Here is a 15,534-nt window from a genome sequence, read left to right as displayed (position 1 = left end):
TACATATTTAGTTGAAATTACTTTGATTTTACCTAATTGTCTTCAATGTGAAATAGGAGTAAAGCCAAGTAGGCCTAGTTGCCTAAGGTTTTTTGCACCCTTTTACTTAGATAGTTTTGAAAAATTTTTGGGTTTGTGTAAACTTAATAAACCATATCGTGCCAGCATCTCCGTACAGGGCATCTAAACCCGCGCTCGCTAGAAATTTGTTGTCTGCATTGATCTACTTTAGAAAGTAATATGCGCTTACCCTGCCACTTGGGCATTTACATTGCACTCTTGCTAGTTAAAAGAGTCAGGAGCCAAGGGGTCGAAATCAATAAGCCTGCTGACGAGTGACACCTTTATTCTGCTTTTTAGCTAAAGATGCAACTCTCCTAATCAAATCAATCCTTCCAACGCGTGTTGCAAATCATTCGTCACTTCAGCAACAGCTTGCCTAGCACCCAAACGATTTTCTTTATAGGCTGGATAGTGCTGAGAAACAGATATCGGTTCACCCACAGTAATTTTGACTTTTTGCTTACCCAATTGCGGACGCTGGATAGCTTTATCACCTTTGATTTTAGCGATCATCTGCCATAAAATTAAAGTTGTCTCAGCAAACCTTTCTACCGTAGGATTTTCACGAATATAATTACCAGAAACTGCCACAAAACTTTCTACTAAACGCATATGCCACATTCGCGCATTCGCTTCTTCCGCAACGCGATCGCCTAAAGCTTTCTCTACAGCGGATATTCCTTTTACATCCTTAAAATCTTCTCTAAATATATAATTCCAACCTGCTTGTTCTACCCGCCGACAGCGGTCACTCAAAGTACCTTTTGACTGCAAATCAAAATAGTGTTCTGATATTAGTAACGCTGCATTTAACAAGGCTTGTAAACGAACTGCTAGCACTTCATTTCTATCTTCAATTTCTCCTACTACTGTTTTGGCATCCGGCAGCTTGAGATGATAAAACCGTGTGTAAAATTGTTCCATCAGCGAAAGTAAATGTTCTGCCAAAGTCAACAACCGGGGATAAAGCGACTCCACAGAAGCATGTTCCGATGGATTCACAGGTAAACCACTAGCCGCTTCCAATTCACTTAAAAGATTTGCGATCGCATTCCAAGGAGCATCAACGTAACTATATTTAATCCCAACTGGTACAATTAAAACCTGTTGGTCGCGTCCAGCTTTGTGCAAATCTTCAGCACACCAAAAGCCTAATTGGGCGATACCAGGTTCTAGGGGGCTAATATTCTCTGATAAACCATTGGTAGCACCTTCTGGCGCAGCAGCCATCGGGAATTTCCCATTGGCAAACAACTCACGCGCCGAACGTAACCCCGTCCAGTCAGCCTTACCCCGCTGAATCGGAGTACCACCTAAATGAGACATAATCCAGCCAACGTGGGCACCTGCCCATAGAGGAATGCCGCGATCATAGATAAAATGAGCGTGAATCGGAAATTCTAGCGCTGTACCTTGCGATCGTGCTACCTTTGGCACCAGTTGAGACAGCAAGTAGCCCAAACAAAGTGGATCATCTGTTTTAGGATGGCGAAATGCCAGCATAAAACGGATCTTACCTTCCTGAAACTGGCGATAGACATCTACCAGAACCTCTACATTGTCTGCTTCAATTTGGGTAATAGCTGTTTGCCAGTTTATCCAACTGGGTAGCAATAGATGGACAACTCGTAGTAATAAGGGGTTAAACGCCGGCGGAATAAATTCTAAGGGTGCTTGTGCTTGATAAATTACATCTGCCAAGGTAGTTCTCTCCTAAAGTTGTGATCAAAAAAGGCGGAAAGCTATAAATAAAAATGAAAAAGAAATAACACTGTATACTTTGTACTTCATCCTTAATACTTCATACTTTAGTTGACATAGAAATTAGTGAGCAAAGAAAGGCTAGAAACGATGCGACTGTCACAAATGTTATTCGTTACACTCCGGGATGATCCAGCTGATGCTGAGATTCCTAGCCATAAATTATTACTCCGTGCAGGTTACATTCGTCGCATCGGAAGCGGTATCTATGCTTATCTCCCACTGATGTGGCGGGTACTGCAAAAAGTTTCCCAGATTGTGCGGGAAGAAATGAACGCTACAGGCGCACAAGAATGTCTTTTACCGCAATTACAACCTGCTGATTTATGGAAGGAATCGGAACGCTGGGACACTTACACCAAAGCTGAGGGGATTATGTTCTCCCTAATTGACCGCCGTGAGCAACAATTAGGATTAGGCCCAACTCATGAGGAAGTAATCACAACGATCGCTCGTGATATGATTCGCTCTTATCGCCAACTACCACTGCACCTCTACCAAATTCAAACTAAATTCCGCGATGAAATTCGTCCCCGCTTTGGTTTGATGCGTGGACGAGAATTTATTATGAAGGATGGCTACTCCTTCCATGCCGATGAAGCCAGCCTCAAAGAAACTTACCAGGATATGTATAAAGCGTACAGCAATATCCTGCGACGTTCTGGTTTAGCTTTTCGGGCAGTGGAAGCCGACTCTGGGGCAATTGGTGGTTCTGGTTCCACAGAATTTATGATTTTGGCGGAAGCTGGTGAAGATGAAGTTCTTTACACTGAGGATGGCAAATACGCCGCTAACGTAGAAAAGGCTGTTTCTTTACCAATTGATGCTGAAACCTCACGGTTTACAACCTACGAGAAACGCGATACACCTGGAACAGAAACGATTGACAAGCTCTGTCAACTCCTCAACTGTTCTCCCACTCAATTAGTGAAAAACGTCCTTTATCAGACAGTTTATGATAATGGGATAACGGTGTTGGTTCTGGTGAACATCCGAGGCGATCAGGAAGTTAATGAGGTCAAATTGCAAAATGAATTGACCAAATTAGCTTTTAAGTATGGTGCTAAAACTATTATTAGTTTGAATGTACCAAATGTTGAAGCGCAGCAAACATGGACAGCTAAATCTCTACCTTTAGGATACATTGCGCCAGACATCGCAGATGAGTATATTACTGCCAGTAAACAGATTCATCCCAAGTTTTTGCGCTTGGTGGATCAAACAGTCGTTGATTTAAAAAACTTTGTTACAGGTGCGAATGAAGCTGGCTATCACGTAGTTGGTGCTAATTGGGGTGAGCAATTTAATTTACCAGAGAAAGCAGTAGATGTGCGGAAGGCAAGACCAGGCGATCGCGCCATCCATAACCCAGAACAAACCCTTGCAAGCGCCCGTGGAATTGAAGCAGGTCACATCTTCCAATTAGGTACTAAATATTCCGAAGCGATGGGAGCAACTTATACCAATGAACAGGGTGAAGAAAAGCCGCTAGTTATGGGTTGTTTTGGCGTAGGTGTGTCACGACTAGCACAAGCCGCCGTAGAGCAATCTTACGATAAAGATGGGATTATTTGGCCAGTAGCGATCGCACCTTATCAGGCGATCATCACAATTCCTAACATTAAGGATGCTCAACAAGTTGAAATCGCCCAAAAACTTTACACAGAAATGAATCAAGCGGGAATTGAAACCCTACTAGATGACCGCGATGAACGGGCGGGAGTGAAATTTAAAGATGCTGATTTGATTGGCATCCCTTATCGGATTGTAACCGGGCGTGCGATCGCTAATGGCAAAGTCGAAGTTGTAGAAAGAGCCACCCGTAAATCTCAAGAAATTGTCATTGATGAAGTTACAACTACACTTCATAAGTGGATTACCGCAGCGATAGAGGGTAAAAATTAAACGTATAGGTGCTTCACCTTCCGGCAGGGTAAGGGTGCAAAGGTTTACGCAGAGGAATAAATACTTTACTTTACGTTCCTCTGTGTTTTCCAGCCTGCGGCAAGCCGCGAAAGCGTCTACAGCGTTCCTTTGCTTTGTAAATAAAATTATCAATCATCTCCAGGAAGAATCAGATTTACATAATCTGGAGGTAACGGATTAGAAGTAAAAATTCTAGAATTGAATAAGGGACTTGCAGAATTAAAAATAATTGTATTTTGATGCATCAAGCCTCCTCCAAGTTGTGGGAAACTCTCCACTTATAAGTATCGTCTTTAACCAGGCTGCTCCTCACATAACTCCCATATCAGCCCTCAGTCAGGAAGGTTTTGAACATGAAAGACCAACAAGGATCTAATCGTATTTCTTCAGGCGCAATTGCAGCCGTGTCAGCAGTGGTTGTAGCGGTGGGTGGCGGCGTAGCTTGGTTTACTTCCCACTCCAGTAATACTCCCATACCGTCAAACCCCTCTCAACAGATCGCTCAACCAGTACAGCCATCAACTAGGCAGCCAGTTAATGAGCAAACGCCTAACGTTTATTGGCTAAGACCAAAGGAGAAAAATATTGCTTTGGTTCCCCAGCCTGTTCAAGTGGCTTCTGTACTACCCAACCAGCCTTTAAAAGCAGCTTTTCAAAGTTTGTTAGCAGGCCCACCAACAGGAGGGACAGATTCAACAACAATCCCTAAATCAACCAAACTCTTGGGTTTGAAGTCAGAAAATAACGAGGTTCACGTTAATTTATCTGAAGATTTTACCAGCGGTGGTGGTAGCACCTCAATGATCGGTCGCGTGGGACAAGTTGTTTATACTGCGACAACTTTAAATCCTAAAGCCAAGGTGTACATTGACGTGAACGGCAAACCGTTGGATGTTTTAGGTGGTGAGGGTCTAGAGTTAGAACAGCCATTAACTCGTGAAAGCTTTCAGAAAAATTATCCGCTTTAGAAAAGTTAGGAGTAGAGACGCGATTAATCGCGTCTGTGCAGGAGTGAGGAGTTTTAACTCATAACTCATAACTCTTATTAAGCTTACCGATTACCATTTAACACACGAAAATTACGGGCTTGCTGTTCTAACCTTGTGGCGAGGCGATCGCAAACCCGATTACACAAATCAAAAATCATTTGATCTTCCACCCGGTAATAGGCGCAAGTTCCTTCACTGCGGCGGCTAAGGATACCTGCTTGCCACATTACCTTCAGGTGTTTTGACACATTTGCCTGAGAAGTCTGGGTTGCCTCTACCAATTCTTGCACGCATTTTTCTTCATCCCGTAATAAGTGGAGCAGCCGCAGGCGCATCGGCTCACTTAACAGGCTGAAGTATTCAGCTACTTGTTGCACCACTTCTGGCGGTAAAGGCAACGTTTGTTTCATCAGGATTAACCCGCAAGGACTGAAAGTTTTAACGATGACTCATTTGAGATGACTCATTTCATATATAGATTAATACTTAATCAGGGTTAATTCGCATCAAAGGTTGACCATATTCTACAGCGTCACCATTTTGGAGGAGAATTTCCATCACCTGTCCAGAGACTTCGGCTTCGATTTCATTCATCAGCTTCATAGCCTCAATGATACAGACTGTTTGACCCTTGCGGATGCGATCGCCCACTTCCACAAATGCCGCTTCCCCCGGTGCTGGAGCGCGATAAAACGTTCCCACCATTGGGGAAGGCACTTCTACTAATCTCTGGTCAATGATTGAGGGAAGATTTACTGACAGATGTAATTGTGTCCCAGTTCCAGTATTCTCAAATACGCGACCTGTGGCCACCTCCGTTACCGGACTCGTGGTGACCTGATTTGCCCCAGATGAACCCGATGTCAATCCCGAACCTACCACACCGCCTAAAGTCGCTTGACCTGCCGACAACACCTGATTGCTGACACTCACAGCCTTACGGACTGTTAGTTCAAAGTTATCGCTTTTGAGTGTAACTTCTACAATATCTGTTTGTGCGATAGTTGCCAGTAGTTGGCGGATTTCATTAAAGTCCAATGGCACAGTTTTTATTACCTCGACCTATCCGTAAATGAGCATCTTAAGTGTGGCAGGGATTTAATCCCTATGTAGGGATTTAAATCAGCAGCAAGCATCTCGTGGAGATGAAAGTTATTCCCTGCCTAAGTATTTATCCTCACGCGTATCAATCTTGATGCGTTCTCCTTGGGTGATAAACAAGGGAACCATCACAGTTGCCCCAGTTTCCACAATTGCTGGTTTTGTACCACCTGTAGCCGTGTCACCTTTAACACCTGGGTCTGTTTGCACTATTTCTAGAACCACAGAATTGGGCAGTTCCACTTCAAGCACTTGCTCGCCCCAACGGATGACGCTGACTTCCATACCTTCTTTGAGGTATTTTATGCGATCGCCAATCTGCGTTACGCTCAATCTGCCTTCTTCGTATGTTTCCATATCCATAAAGACAAACTCATCGCCCTCTTTATAGGTATGCTGCATTGTGCTTTTTTCCAGAGTAGCTTGCGGCAATGTTTCACCTGCTCGGAACGTTTTTTCCATCACGTTCCCACTCTGAACATTTCTCAGTTTGGTACGTACAAAGGCAGAACCTTTGCCTGGCTTAACGTGGAGGAATTCGAGCACTCGCCATACAGACCCGTCTAATACAATTGAAACACCAGGTCGAAAATCGTTACTGGAGATCATGAAACTTTCAAATTTTGGAAGACAATCGGCATTTATTGTACCCTTCAAGCGGGGTAATTAGTTATTATTTAGTCATTGGGTATTGGGCATTGGCGTGGGTTATTCTTTTTGTCCCCCTTGTCTTGCTACTCCCTACTCCCCACTCTTTCTTAGCTTCCCATCTGCTAATCTAGCTCTTTGCATTTAATTTTGACTCAGCACCCAGCACAGGCTAAACGCCCCGTTATCGCTAACAGCACTCTTACTGTGGGAAGATGATTGATGGGTTACGTCCAGTCAACAATTTAATGCTGCATTTGAGTTATCCCATGTCTAACCTATTAAAATCCTGGCTGAAGAACAGCCTAATGGCAATATTGCTGGTAACAATATTTTTAGGCATAACTACAGCTGGGTGGACTCCCTCCAGTAGCGCCGCGTTGCCAGCCGGCAACGCAATTACCGATGGCAAGGCTCTGTTGCGGTATGCACTCCCGATAGATAACAAACCTGTACGGGAACTACAAGCCAGTCTAGAGGACATCTCTGCCCAACTGCGGGCGAATCGGCGGTGGGGTGCTATTTCTAAAGACATCAGCAAAGCATCCCGCATTCTCGATAAACCCTCTCAAATATTAACAAGCGTTCCCGAAGAACGCCAACCCCAAGCTGAAGCTTGGATTACCGAATTAAAATCTGGGGTGGGTAAATTGCAACAATTGGCAGACAGCAAAGATAAAGAACAAATTCTGCAAGACAGAGGCAAACTTCTGAATCTTATAACTGGGTTAGAAGAGTCAATGGTGAAAGAATTCCCCTTTGAAGTACCTGCCCAGTACAGTAACCTACCACAACTTAAAGGTCGTGCTACTGTAGAATTCAAAACCAATAAAGGCGATTTGACCCTCGTAGTGGACGGTTATAGCGCCCCTGTCACTGCTGGTAATTTTGTAGATTTGGTGCAGAGGGGTTTTTATAATGGTTTAGAGTTTACCCGTTCTGAAGAATCTTACTTTCTGCAAACTGGAGATCCAGCCGGCAAAGACGTGGGTTTCATTGATCCAAACACGGGCAAATATCGCGCCATTCCCTTAGAAGTCTTAGTTCAGGGTGATAGAGCACCTACCTATGGTATTACACTAGAAGAAGCTGGTCGTTATATCGATATGCCAGTTTTGCCTTTCTCTGCTTTTGGTGCAGTGGTGATGGCTCGTCCCGAAAGTGAAGTAAATGGTGGTTCATCACAATTTTTCTTTTTTCTGTTTGAACCAGAACTCACCCCCGCCGGACGCAACCTATTGGATGGCCGTTATGCCGTTTTTGGCTATCTCACCGAAGGCAGAGAAATTTTAGATAAACTGAAGGCGGGTGACAAAATTGAATCGGCAACTGTGGTTCAGGGAATAGAAAATCTGGTTGAGCCGCAAGCAGCATAAGAGAAGAGCAGGGGAAATAGGAGATTAGGCAGATGAGGGAGAATAATTACTAACTCTTAATTTCTAACTCCTAACTCCCCTGACTCAGATTCCCAGAGGTGAACACCTGATCAACTGCGATCACTAATTCTGGAAAAGTCCGTGCTCCAATTTGCTCATTGGCAGTAAAAATTGTTTTTTCATAAAATCCGTCTTCCAGTAGTAATACTGAAACTTTGGCTTCTAAAGGGTCTACAATCCAATATTCAGGAACCTCTAAGGCTGCATATTCGGAGCGTTTATGACGATAATCCCGTTTCAGCGATTCTGGACTGACCACCTCGACAATTAGTAACGGAGGTGACTCAAATACTGCTGAGGCATTCAACAATTCTCTAGCTTGCTCCAGTGTCACTACACACAAATCAGTTAACCTAGATTTATTTCTACCCGTTCTCACCCCGCTTTCCCGAAAACACAGCCAAGTAGAGTTACAACGTTTGATTTCTGCTTTCAGGGCAGTATCCAAAAAATCCACAATCAGGAAATGTTGAATAGTCAGTGGGTTTATTAGCTCCAGCTTGCCATCCACCAGTTCATAATGAAAATCGTTACCATCATCATAGGTTAAGTATTCCTCAAATGTGATGCTGGTTACTGGTGTTGTTACCATCCCAACTGACTCCTATACGATACTTTTATATTAAACAGTAAAGCAAATCATCAGTTTTCTTAGTAATTTTGCAACACGGAAAACCGATTGTGAACAGTGAATTATCTTCCCTACAAGTACAAGATATTGGAGAACAAGGTCTTTTAGAAAGATTGCAGCGCTTCTGTGCTTCAGAAATTATTGGAGATGATGCAGCAGTACTTGTGACTGCACCAGAGCAATCTTTGATGGTGACTACAGATGTGCTGGTTGATGGCGTGCATTTTAGCAATGTCACCACTTCCCCGGAAGATGCTGGTTGGCGAGCTGCTGCTGCCAATTTATCAGATTTAGCAGCAATGGGTGCTTCCCCGTTGGGAATCACCGTCGGGTTGGGACTCCCCGGTGAAGTTAGGGTGAGTTGGGTTGAGCGACTATACCAGGGAATGACAGAATGCCTGCAAAAATACAATACCTCAATTGTCGGGGGTGATATTGTGCGATCGCCTGTAATTACTCTGGCAATTACCGCTTTTGGTCAAGTTAACCCAAGTCAAATTATCCGCCGTTCTGCTGCTGTTGTCGGGGATGCGATCGTCGTTACAGGTGTTCATGGAGCCTCCCACGCTGGCTTAGAATTACTCTTACATCCCGAATTGGGACAAAACCTCAACAACGAAGAAAAGACGGCTCTAATCCGCGCACACCAACGCCCACAGCCACGGTTAGATGTCTTACCAATCCTCTGGAAAATCTTAGCATCCCCATGCCCGATGCCCATTGCTGGTATGGATAGCAGCGATGGTTTGGCGGATGCGATTATCCAAATTTGCCGTGCCAGTGGCGTTGGCGCTGTGCTAGAACGCAGACAAATTTCCTTCCCAGCAGCTTTTGACCATTGGCTGACACCAGAGCAAGCGCTAAAATATACTTTATACGGTGGCGAAGACTTTGAATTAGTGCTGTGTTTGCCACAAGAGCCAGCATTAGCCTTGGTGCAACATCTTGGTGAGAGGGCTGCGATCGTGGGCAAGATTACGCCCGGATCAACAGTACTATTTCACGACGAAGAAAAAAAATTCCCTGACCAAGTTCTAAGTCTTAGCCAGGGATTTCAACACTTCAAAAGTTATGAGTTATGAGCTTTAACTCCTCACTCCTAACTCTTTAATTAAACCCACTTCTGGGCTACCAATTCTGCCAAATCCAAGACTCGTTGGCTGTAACCCCACTCGTTGTCATACCACGCCATAACTTTTACTAAGTCATTGCCCATAACTAAAGTCAAGCTGGCATCAACAATCGAAGAAGCATCACTACCTTGATAATCGGAAGATACCAGTTCTAGATCGCTATAGTCCAAAATACCTTTGAATGAACCTTCGGCAGCATCTTTGAAAGCTTGGTTAACTTCTTCAGTAATAGTACGCTTCTCAACCTGAACTACGAAATCTACCATTGAGACGTTCGGGGTAGGTACACGTAAGGCAACACCATTTAGCTTGCCTTTGAGGTCTGGGATAACCAGTGCCACTGCTTTTGCTGCACCAGTGGAGGTAGGTACAATATTGATCGCTGCTGCCCTCGCCCGTCGCAAATCCCGGTGAGAAGCGTCTAGCAAGCGTTGGTCACCTGTATAGCTATGGGTGGTGGTCATCGTACCTTTGATGATGCCGAACTTATCGTTCAACACCTTGGCGATCGGCGCCAAGCAATTGGTAGTACAGCTAGCGTTACTGATAATGTTGTGTATGTTGTGATCATAGTCGTGATGATTCACACCAATCACAAAAGTGCCATCCTCGTTTTTACCAGGAGCGGTAATCAGAACTTTCTTAGCTCCAGCATTCACATGCTTCAGCGCTCCTTCTTTACTAGTAAACACCCCCGTTGCTTCGATAATTAGGTCAATTCCCCAATCTTTCCAAGGCAACTTTTCTGGGTTGCGATCGGATACGCACTTAATGGTCTTACCGTTAACGATGATAGAGTTATCATCGGCACTAATCTCAGCATCCTTGATCTTCCCTAGCATCGAGTCATACTTCAGCAGATGAGCATTGGTTCTAGGGTCTGACGTGTCATTAATAGCCACAAGGTCGATTTTACTATTCTCTCTACCCACCCAGCAGCGCGCAAAGTTACGTCCAATCCGCCCGAAACCGTTGATTGCAACTCTAATCACAGTGTCTTGCCCTCTGTATTTATGCTTATATGTTGATATCGTTGACCCCAATCATATCGCAAAGGGGGGGAGCAATAATAACCATAAACTGTTAGATCAATAAAAAAAAACATAATTTATTCAGATTTATTCGAGTAGAGATTGTTGTTAGTGATATATGATCTGACCGATTCTGGGACTAAATAACGAATTGACTGGTGTTTGCGGCAAAGTTTGCGAATTAGACTTGACGAAACTCCTACTAAAGGTATATTTAAGAGTTGCCAGTGAATGGTGAAAGACTGCTCCCTGAGTTGTTGCTCCACTTGCTTGCAGATTAATTTGCTTTGAGTTATAGTCTCACCACCTAGCAGTCGGGGTGCGATTAACCAATCACACATTTGTGCTAGTTCGTGTCCACGGTACCAACGGGGTAAGGTTTGGAAAGTATCCAAGCCTACAATCCAGTACCAGTGAGTATTTAGGTAAGAAGCAGATAAGTCGATCAGGGTGTTAATGGCATAGGAAGTCCCAGAGCGATTTGCCTCCACTAGTGAGACAGTAAACGCTAGGTTGTCTTTTATGGCTAATTGCAGCATTTCCACACGATGCTCAAACAAAGCTGCTTCTTTATGAGGAGGATTTAGGGATGGCACCCAAATTACCTTTTCAAGGGATACTTCTTGTATTGCTGTCTCAGCTACGAGCAGGTGTCCCCAATGAATTGGATCAAATGTGCCACCAAAAATTGCTAGTTGCTGCATCCAGTTATGCTTGGGTTTTATGCAATTGAAAAATAGTTTCATTACCAATGTACTATTGTAGTCAATTCACGCCTAGACTTGACGCAATTTAAAATCAGTTTCACTAAACAATGTATTATGTAGCCAATTCCAGTAAGGTAGCCAAAAATATGTATTTGACATTACAAGAATTTCTTTCCCGATGTGACCAAAATTTTGAGAATAATCTTAAGAACAATTCAGAAATAGCAAAAACCTCCAACCAAGGTAAAATCATTCTCAACCAGCAAAACCAGAGTACAAAGGTAATCTGGGCATTAAACATGAACATAAGATAGGAGCAGTTACGGTAAAAATCAAATTCCTGTTATGATACGCGTGTCATTTGTGATTATGGTGTGGTGTGGTGTAAGAGGAGCAATAAATGACTAATTCTGTAGATTTTAGTGGTAGACCATTTCATTTCATTGGCATCGGCGGCATAGGTATGTCTGCTCTGGCATACGTTCTTACCAAGCGTCAATTTCCAGTATCAGGTTCGGATCTTCGTCCCAATCACATTACGCACAAATTGGAATCTATTGGTGCTCATATTTTTGGTAGACAAGAGGCAAGCAATCTCGAATTATTTCGCCCTCAGGTATTGGCGAATGCAGTAGTATTAAATTCACAAGAACAATTACCTACTGCCACTAAGTCAAAACTACCTCAAGTCATTTGTTCAACAGCAATTAACACGAATAATTTAGAATACAAAGCAGCGCTGGAATTAGGTTGTCCAATTTTACATCGTTCAGATGTACTAGCCGCCTTAATTTCCGATTACTACAGTATTGCAGTGGCAGGAACACACGGCAAAACTACAACCAGTAGCATGATTGGCTATATGCTTCTGGAAGCAGGTCTAGATCCAACAATTTTAGTGGGTGGCGAAGTCAATGCTTGGGAAGGTAATGCTCGATTAGGACAAAGCCAATATTTAGTGGCCGAAGCAGATGAATCTGATGGTTCTTTGGTAAAACACGCTCCCGAAATTGGCATCATCACCAATATTGAACTCGATCATCCTGACCATTACGATACATTAGAAGAAGTCATTGACATCTTCCAGACATTTGCTAAGGGTTGTAAAACGTTAATAGGTAGCATTGACTGTGCTACAGTGCGCGATCGCTTGCAACCCACAATTACCTACAGCTTACACTCAGATACAGACGCCGATTACACCGTTACCAATATTGATTATCGTGCTGATGGTACCACGGCTTTAGTTTGGGAAAGAGGCAAAGCTTTGGGCGTGTTGACGTTGCGGTTGCTCAGTCGGCACAATCTCAGCAATGCCCTAGCCGCAGTAGCTGTTGGTCGCGCCTTGGGCTTAGAATTTGGAGCAATTGCCAAAGGTATCGCCACCTTTGAAGGAGCAAGACGACGCTTTGAGTTCCGAGGTGAAGTTGATGGTATTACCTTCATCGATGACTATGCTCATCACCCCAGCGAGATTCGTGCTACTCTGGCTGCTGCACGCTTACAGGCAAGACCAGGGCAAAGAGTGGTTGCCATCTTCCAACCCCATCGCTATAGCCGGACACTGACCTTTTTAGAAGAATTTGCCGAGTCCTTTACCTATGCTGATTTGGTTGTGCTGACTGATATTTACAGTGCAGGCGAACCCAATTTAGGGCAAATTAGTGGTGAACATCTAGCGGCGGAAATCGCTAAACAGCATTCGCAGGTAGTTTATCAACCAACTTTACTTGCAGTGTGTGAGTACTTGCTACAAACACTACGCCCAGGAGACTTGGCGCTGTTTTTGGGAGCTGGAAATTTGAACCAGGTAATTCCTGAAGTGATTACGACACTCTGTGAACCGGCTAAAGCCACATCCTACTAAGTGGATACTTTGCGAAGTTTTATTTCCAAACAAAGTGCCCCTCTAGCAACGGTTTCATCTGTGAATTATATTACCGTGTCTTGGCGGTAAATTAATGTAAAAATTTTACCAAAACAAAGTAAAGATGACCATTTCCCAGGCAGCTGGAAACGTCTGTACAGTTCCTGCTTTGAATACAAAGAAACATCAAACAGCTAATTCAGTGGAGAGCGAAGTAATTTACTTACCCAGTACTGATTGTGCGATCAAGTCCCAGGCTTCTTTGTCAGGATTCACTTCCTATAGAGTTGGAGGAGCAGCTGATTTATACGTTGCCCCCCGAAACTTAGAAGCACTGCAAGCAAGTCTTAAATACGCAAAAGAACGTAATTTAAAGGTGACAACACTGGGAGCAGGTTCTAACTTGCTGGTAAGCGATGGTGGTATATCAGGCTTAGTCATTGCTACTCGTCATCTCCGCTTCAGCCACTTTGACCCAGAGACAGGTCAATTAACCGTTGCTGCCGGAGAATCAATTCCCAGCCTAGCATTGGCGGCAGCAGAATTAGGGTGGCAAGGATTGGAGTGGGCTGTTGGCATCCCTGGAACAGTCGGAGGTGCCGTGGTGATGAATGCAGGGGCACATAATAGCTGTATCGCAGATATGTTAGTTAGTGCCCAGGTACTTTCACCCGATGGGACGCTAGAAACTATTACCCCGGAACAGTTAAGTTATAGTTACCGGACTTCATTATTGCAAGGTGGCGATCGCATAGTCACCCAAGCCACCTTACAACTCGCGCCAGGTGCGGAGCCAGCAAAAGTTGTAGCAATCACCAAACAACACAAAAAGCATCGGTTGAACACCCAACCATACAACTTCCCCAGTTGTGGCAGTGTGTTCCGCAATCCAAAACCTTACACCGCAGGCTGGTTAATTGAACAAACTGGTCTCAAAGGCTACCAAATTGGCGGAGCTCAAGTAGCACTACTCCATGCTAATTTTATCGTTAATCGTGGTGGGGCAAAAGCTAGTGACATCTTCTGTCTCATTAGTCACATCCAACATCAGGTACAAGAACGTTGGTCTATTCGGTTAGAGCCAGAAGTCAAAATGCTTGGAGAGTTTCAAGCAGCTTGAAACTTTGAATCTCGGAAATGGAGCGTTGGGGATTTGGAACTGGAAAGATGAGGGAGATGAGGTGTAACCAATGCCCAATGCCCAATGCTAGAATGCATTAATTATTGGTAAAAAAAGAGGCAAATTACTTACCGCATCTATAATTGAATTTGATTTGTTATTCAACGTATAAGCGTACAACTAATTATGACAGGAAAAGGACAGGGATTCGGCTTTGGCTTAGGAAAAATGAAGGAACTGGCCGAAGCTTTTAAGAAAGCCCAACAAGTTCAAGAAGGCGCAAAGCGACTTCAAGAAGAATTGGAGCAAATGGAGATTCAAGGAGAATCTGGCGGTGGTCTGGTGAAGGTGATTGTCAGTGGTAACCAAGAACCCAAGCGGGTGGAAATTTCTCCAGATGCTTTAGCCGAAGGTGCAGAAGTACTTTCTGATCTGGTGACAGTGGCAATGAAAGAAGCCTATACCAAATCCACTGCAACAATGCGGGAACGTATGGAAGAATTGACCAGTGGACTGGAACTTCCTGGATTTTAGTCAAAAGTCATTGGTCATTGGTCTAATGACTTTTGACTTTTGACAAAAGGCAAAAAATATCTATGGCTTACAAGTTGCTATTTGTCTGCTTAGGTAACATCTGCCGATCGCCATCGGCAGAAAACATCATGAATCATCTAATTGAGCAGGCTGGCTTGAGCGATAGCTGTGTCGATCCCAAAGGTGTCCGCATCCTTTGTGACTCTGCTGGTACATCTAGTTATCACATTGGTAGCCCACCTGACAGACGCATGAGTGCTGCGGCTGCTACAAAGTTGGGAATTAAACTGCGTGGTCGAGCCCGCCAGTTTCAAGAGTCAGATTTTCAAGACTTTGATTTGATTTTGGCGATGGATCAAGAAAATTATGAGAACATCCTCAGTCTTGATCAAACTAAACAATATCAGTATAAAGTGCGTTTGATGTGCGAGTTTTGCTCTCGACACACTTTAAAGGAAGTTCCAGATCCCTATTACGGTGGTCAACAGGGATTTAATCAAGTTATTGATTTACTGATCGATGCTTGTGAAGGTCTGCTTACAAAAGTTATGAGTTATGAGTTATGAGTTAGGAATTAGGAGTTAGGA

15 protein-coding genes are annotated in these 15,534 nt (G+C 43.9%); 8 read left to right on the top strand and 7 right to left on the bottom strand.

All coding sequences use genetic code 11. The features are described from left to right. Positions 1–381: 381 nt before the first annotated feature. On the bottom strand, positions 382–1,764 hold the full coding sequence (locus tag V7K21_RS21360) for a 1-acyl-sn-glycerol-3-phosphate acyltransferase (RefSeq protein ID WP_335177224.1): 1,383 nt from the start codon (positions 1,762–1,764) through the stop codon (positions 382–384). Between the two features lie 150 nt (positions 1,765–1,914). Between V7K21_RS21360 and V7K21_RS21355 the strand changes: the two genes are divergently transcribed. Then, the gene (locus V7K21_RS21355) at positions 1,915–3,729 is read left to right on the top strand and encodes a proline--tRNA ligase (protein WP_335177223.1); all 1,815 of its coding nucleotides are present in this window, start codon (positions 1,915–1,917) and stop codon (positions 3,727–3,729) included. 374 nt (positions 3,730–4,103) lie between these two features. Continuing rightward, positions 4,104–4,718: a GerMN domain-containing protein gene (locus V7K21_RS21350; protein WP_335177222.1), complete on the top strand. Its 615-nt coding sequence runs from the start codon at positions 4,104–4,106 to the stop codon at positions 4,716–4,718. Between the two features lie 83 nt (positions 4,719–4,801). Here the strand turns inward: V7K21_RS21350 and V7K21_RS21345 are convergent, their stop codons facing one another. The 3 genes from V7K21_RS21345 to efp form a co-directional block, all read right to left on the bottom strand. Beyond that, a complete protein-coding gene (locus V7K21_RS21345; RefSeq protein ID WP_273768314.1) occupies positions 4,802–5,149 on the bottom strand; it encodes an ArsR/SmtB family transcription factor in 348 nt (115 codons plus the stop codon). Between the two features lie 76 nt (positions 5,150–5,225). Continuing rightward, positions 5,226–5,783 carry an acetyl-CoA carboxylase biotin carboxyl carrier protein gene (gene accB, locus V7K21_RS21340; RefSeq protein ID WP_335177221.1) on the bottom strand — a complete coding sequence of 186 codons (558 nt, stop codon included), beginning with the start codon at positions 5,781–5,783 and terminating at the stop codon, positions 5,226–5,228. Positions 5,784–5,891: 108 nt separating this feature from the next. Beyond that, positions 5,892–6,449 carry an elongation factor P gene (gene efp, locus V7K21_RS21335; RefSeq protein ID WP_273768312.1) on the bottom strand — a complete coding sequence of 186 codons (558 nt, stop codon included), beginning with the start codon at positions 6,447–6,449 and terminating at the stop codon, positions 5,892–5,894. Between the two features lie 308 nt (positions 6,450–6,757). Here efp and V7K21_RS21330 point away from each other — a divergent pair, with 308 nt between their 5' ends. Then, entirely contained in the window at positions 6,758–7,864 is a 1,107-nt protein-coding gene (locus V7K21_RS21330; protein ID WP_335177220.1) for a peptidylprolyl isomerase, read from the top strand. Between the two features lie 70 nt (positions 7,865–7,934). Here the strand turns inward: V7K21_RS21330 and V7K21_RS21325 are convergent, their stop codons facing one another. Then, positions 7,935–8,516, bottom strand: a complete 582-nt coding sequence (locus V7K21_RS21325; protein ID WP_335177219.1) for a Uma2 family endonuclease — start codon at positions 8,514–8,516, stop codon at positions 7,935–7,937. A gap of 89 nt (positions 8,517–8,605) precedes the next feature. Here V7K21_RS21325 and thiL point away from each other — a divergent pair, with 89 nt between their 5' ends. Continuing rightward, positions 8,606–9,637 (top strand): thiamine-phosphate kinase, encoded by a 1,032-nt coding sequence (thiL, locus tag V7K21_RS21320; protein ID WP_335177218.1) that lies wholly within the window; start codon positions 8,606–8,608, stop codon positions 9,635–9,637. 29 nt (positions 9,638–9,666) lie between these two features. Here the strand turns inward: thiL and V7K21_RS21315 are convergent, their stop codons facing one another. Both V7K21_RS21315 and nadD read right to left on the bottom strand, forming a co-directional pair. Next, positions 9,667–10,680, bottom strand: a complete 1,014-nt coding sequence (locus V7K21_RS21315; RefSeq protein ID WP_335177217.1) for a type I glyceraldehyde-3-phosphate dehydrogenase — start codon at positions 10,678–10,680, stop codon at positions 9,667–9,669. Positions 10,681–10,796: 116 nt separating this feature from the next. Then, positions 10,797–11,423 carry a nicotinate (nicotinamide) nucleotide adenylyltransferase gene (nadD, locus tag V7K21_RS21310; RefSeq protein ID WP_335177216.1) on the bottom strand — a complete coding sequence of 209 codons (627 nt, stop codon included), beginning with the start codon at positions 11,421–11,423 and terminating at the stop codon, positions 10,797–10,799. A gap of 403 nt (positions 11,424–11,826) precedes the next feature. Here nadD and murC point away from each other — a divergent pair, with 403 nt between their 5' ends. From murC to V7K21_RS21290, 4 genes are all read left to right on the top strand, one after another. Next, a complete protein-coding gene (gene murC / locus V7K21_RS21305; protein WP_335177215.1) occupies positions 11,827–13,293 on the top strand; it encodes a UDP-N-acetylmuramate--L-alanine ligase in 1,467 nt (488 codons plus the stop codon). A 124-nt stretch (positions 13,294–13,417) separates the two neighbouring features. Next, positions 13,418–14,413, top strand: coding sequence for a UDP-N-acetylmuramate dehydrogenase (gene murB, locus V7K21_RS21300; protein ID WP_335177214.1), 996 nt, complete (start codon positions 13,418–13,420; stop codon positions 14,411–14,413). Between the two features lie 186 nt (positions 14,414–14,599). Continuing rightward, positions 14,600–14,947, top strand: coding sequence for a YbaB/EbfC family nucleoid-associated protein (locus tag V7K21_RS21295; protein WP_273768304.1), 348 nt, complete (start codon positions 14,600–14,602; stop codon positions 14,945–14,947). A gap of 62 nt (positions 14,948–15,009) precedes the next feature. Beyond that, a complete protein-coding gene (locus tag V7K21_RS21290; RefSeq protein ID WP_335177213.1) occupies positions 15,010–15,513 on the top strand; it encodes a low molecular weight protein-tyrosine-phosphatase in 504 nt (167 codons plus the stop codon). Positions 15,514–15,534 lie beyond the last annotated feature (21 nt).

It is taken from the genome of Nostoc sp. (genome assembly GCF_036919595.1).
GTDB lineage: Bacteria > Cyanobacteriota > Cyanobacteriia > Cyanobacteriales > Nostocaceae > Nostoc.
The sequence above is the reverse complement of the archived record's forward strand: the minus strand, read 5'-3'. Positions and strand labels throughout refer to the sequence as shown.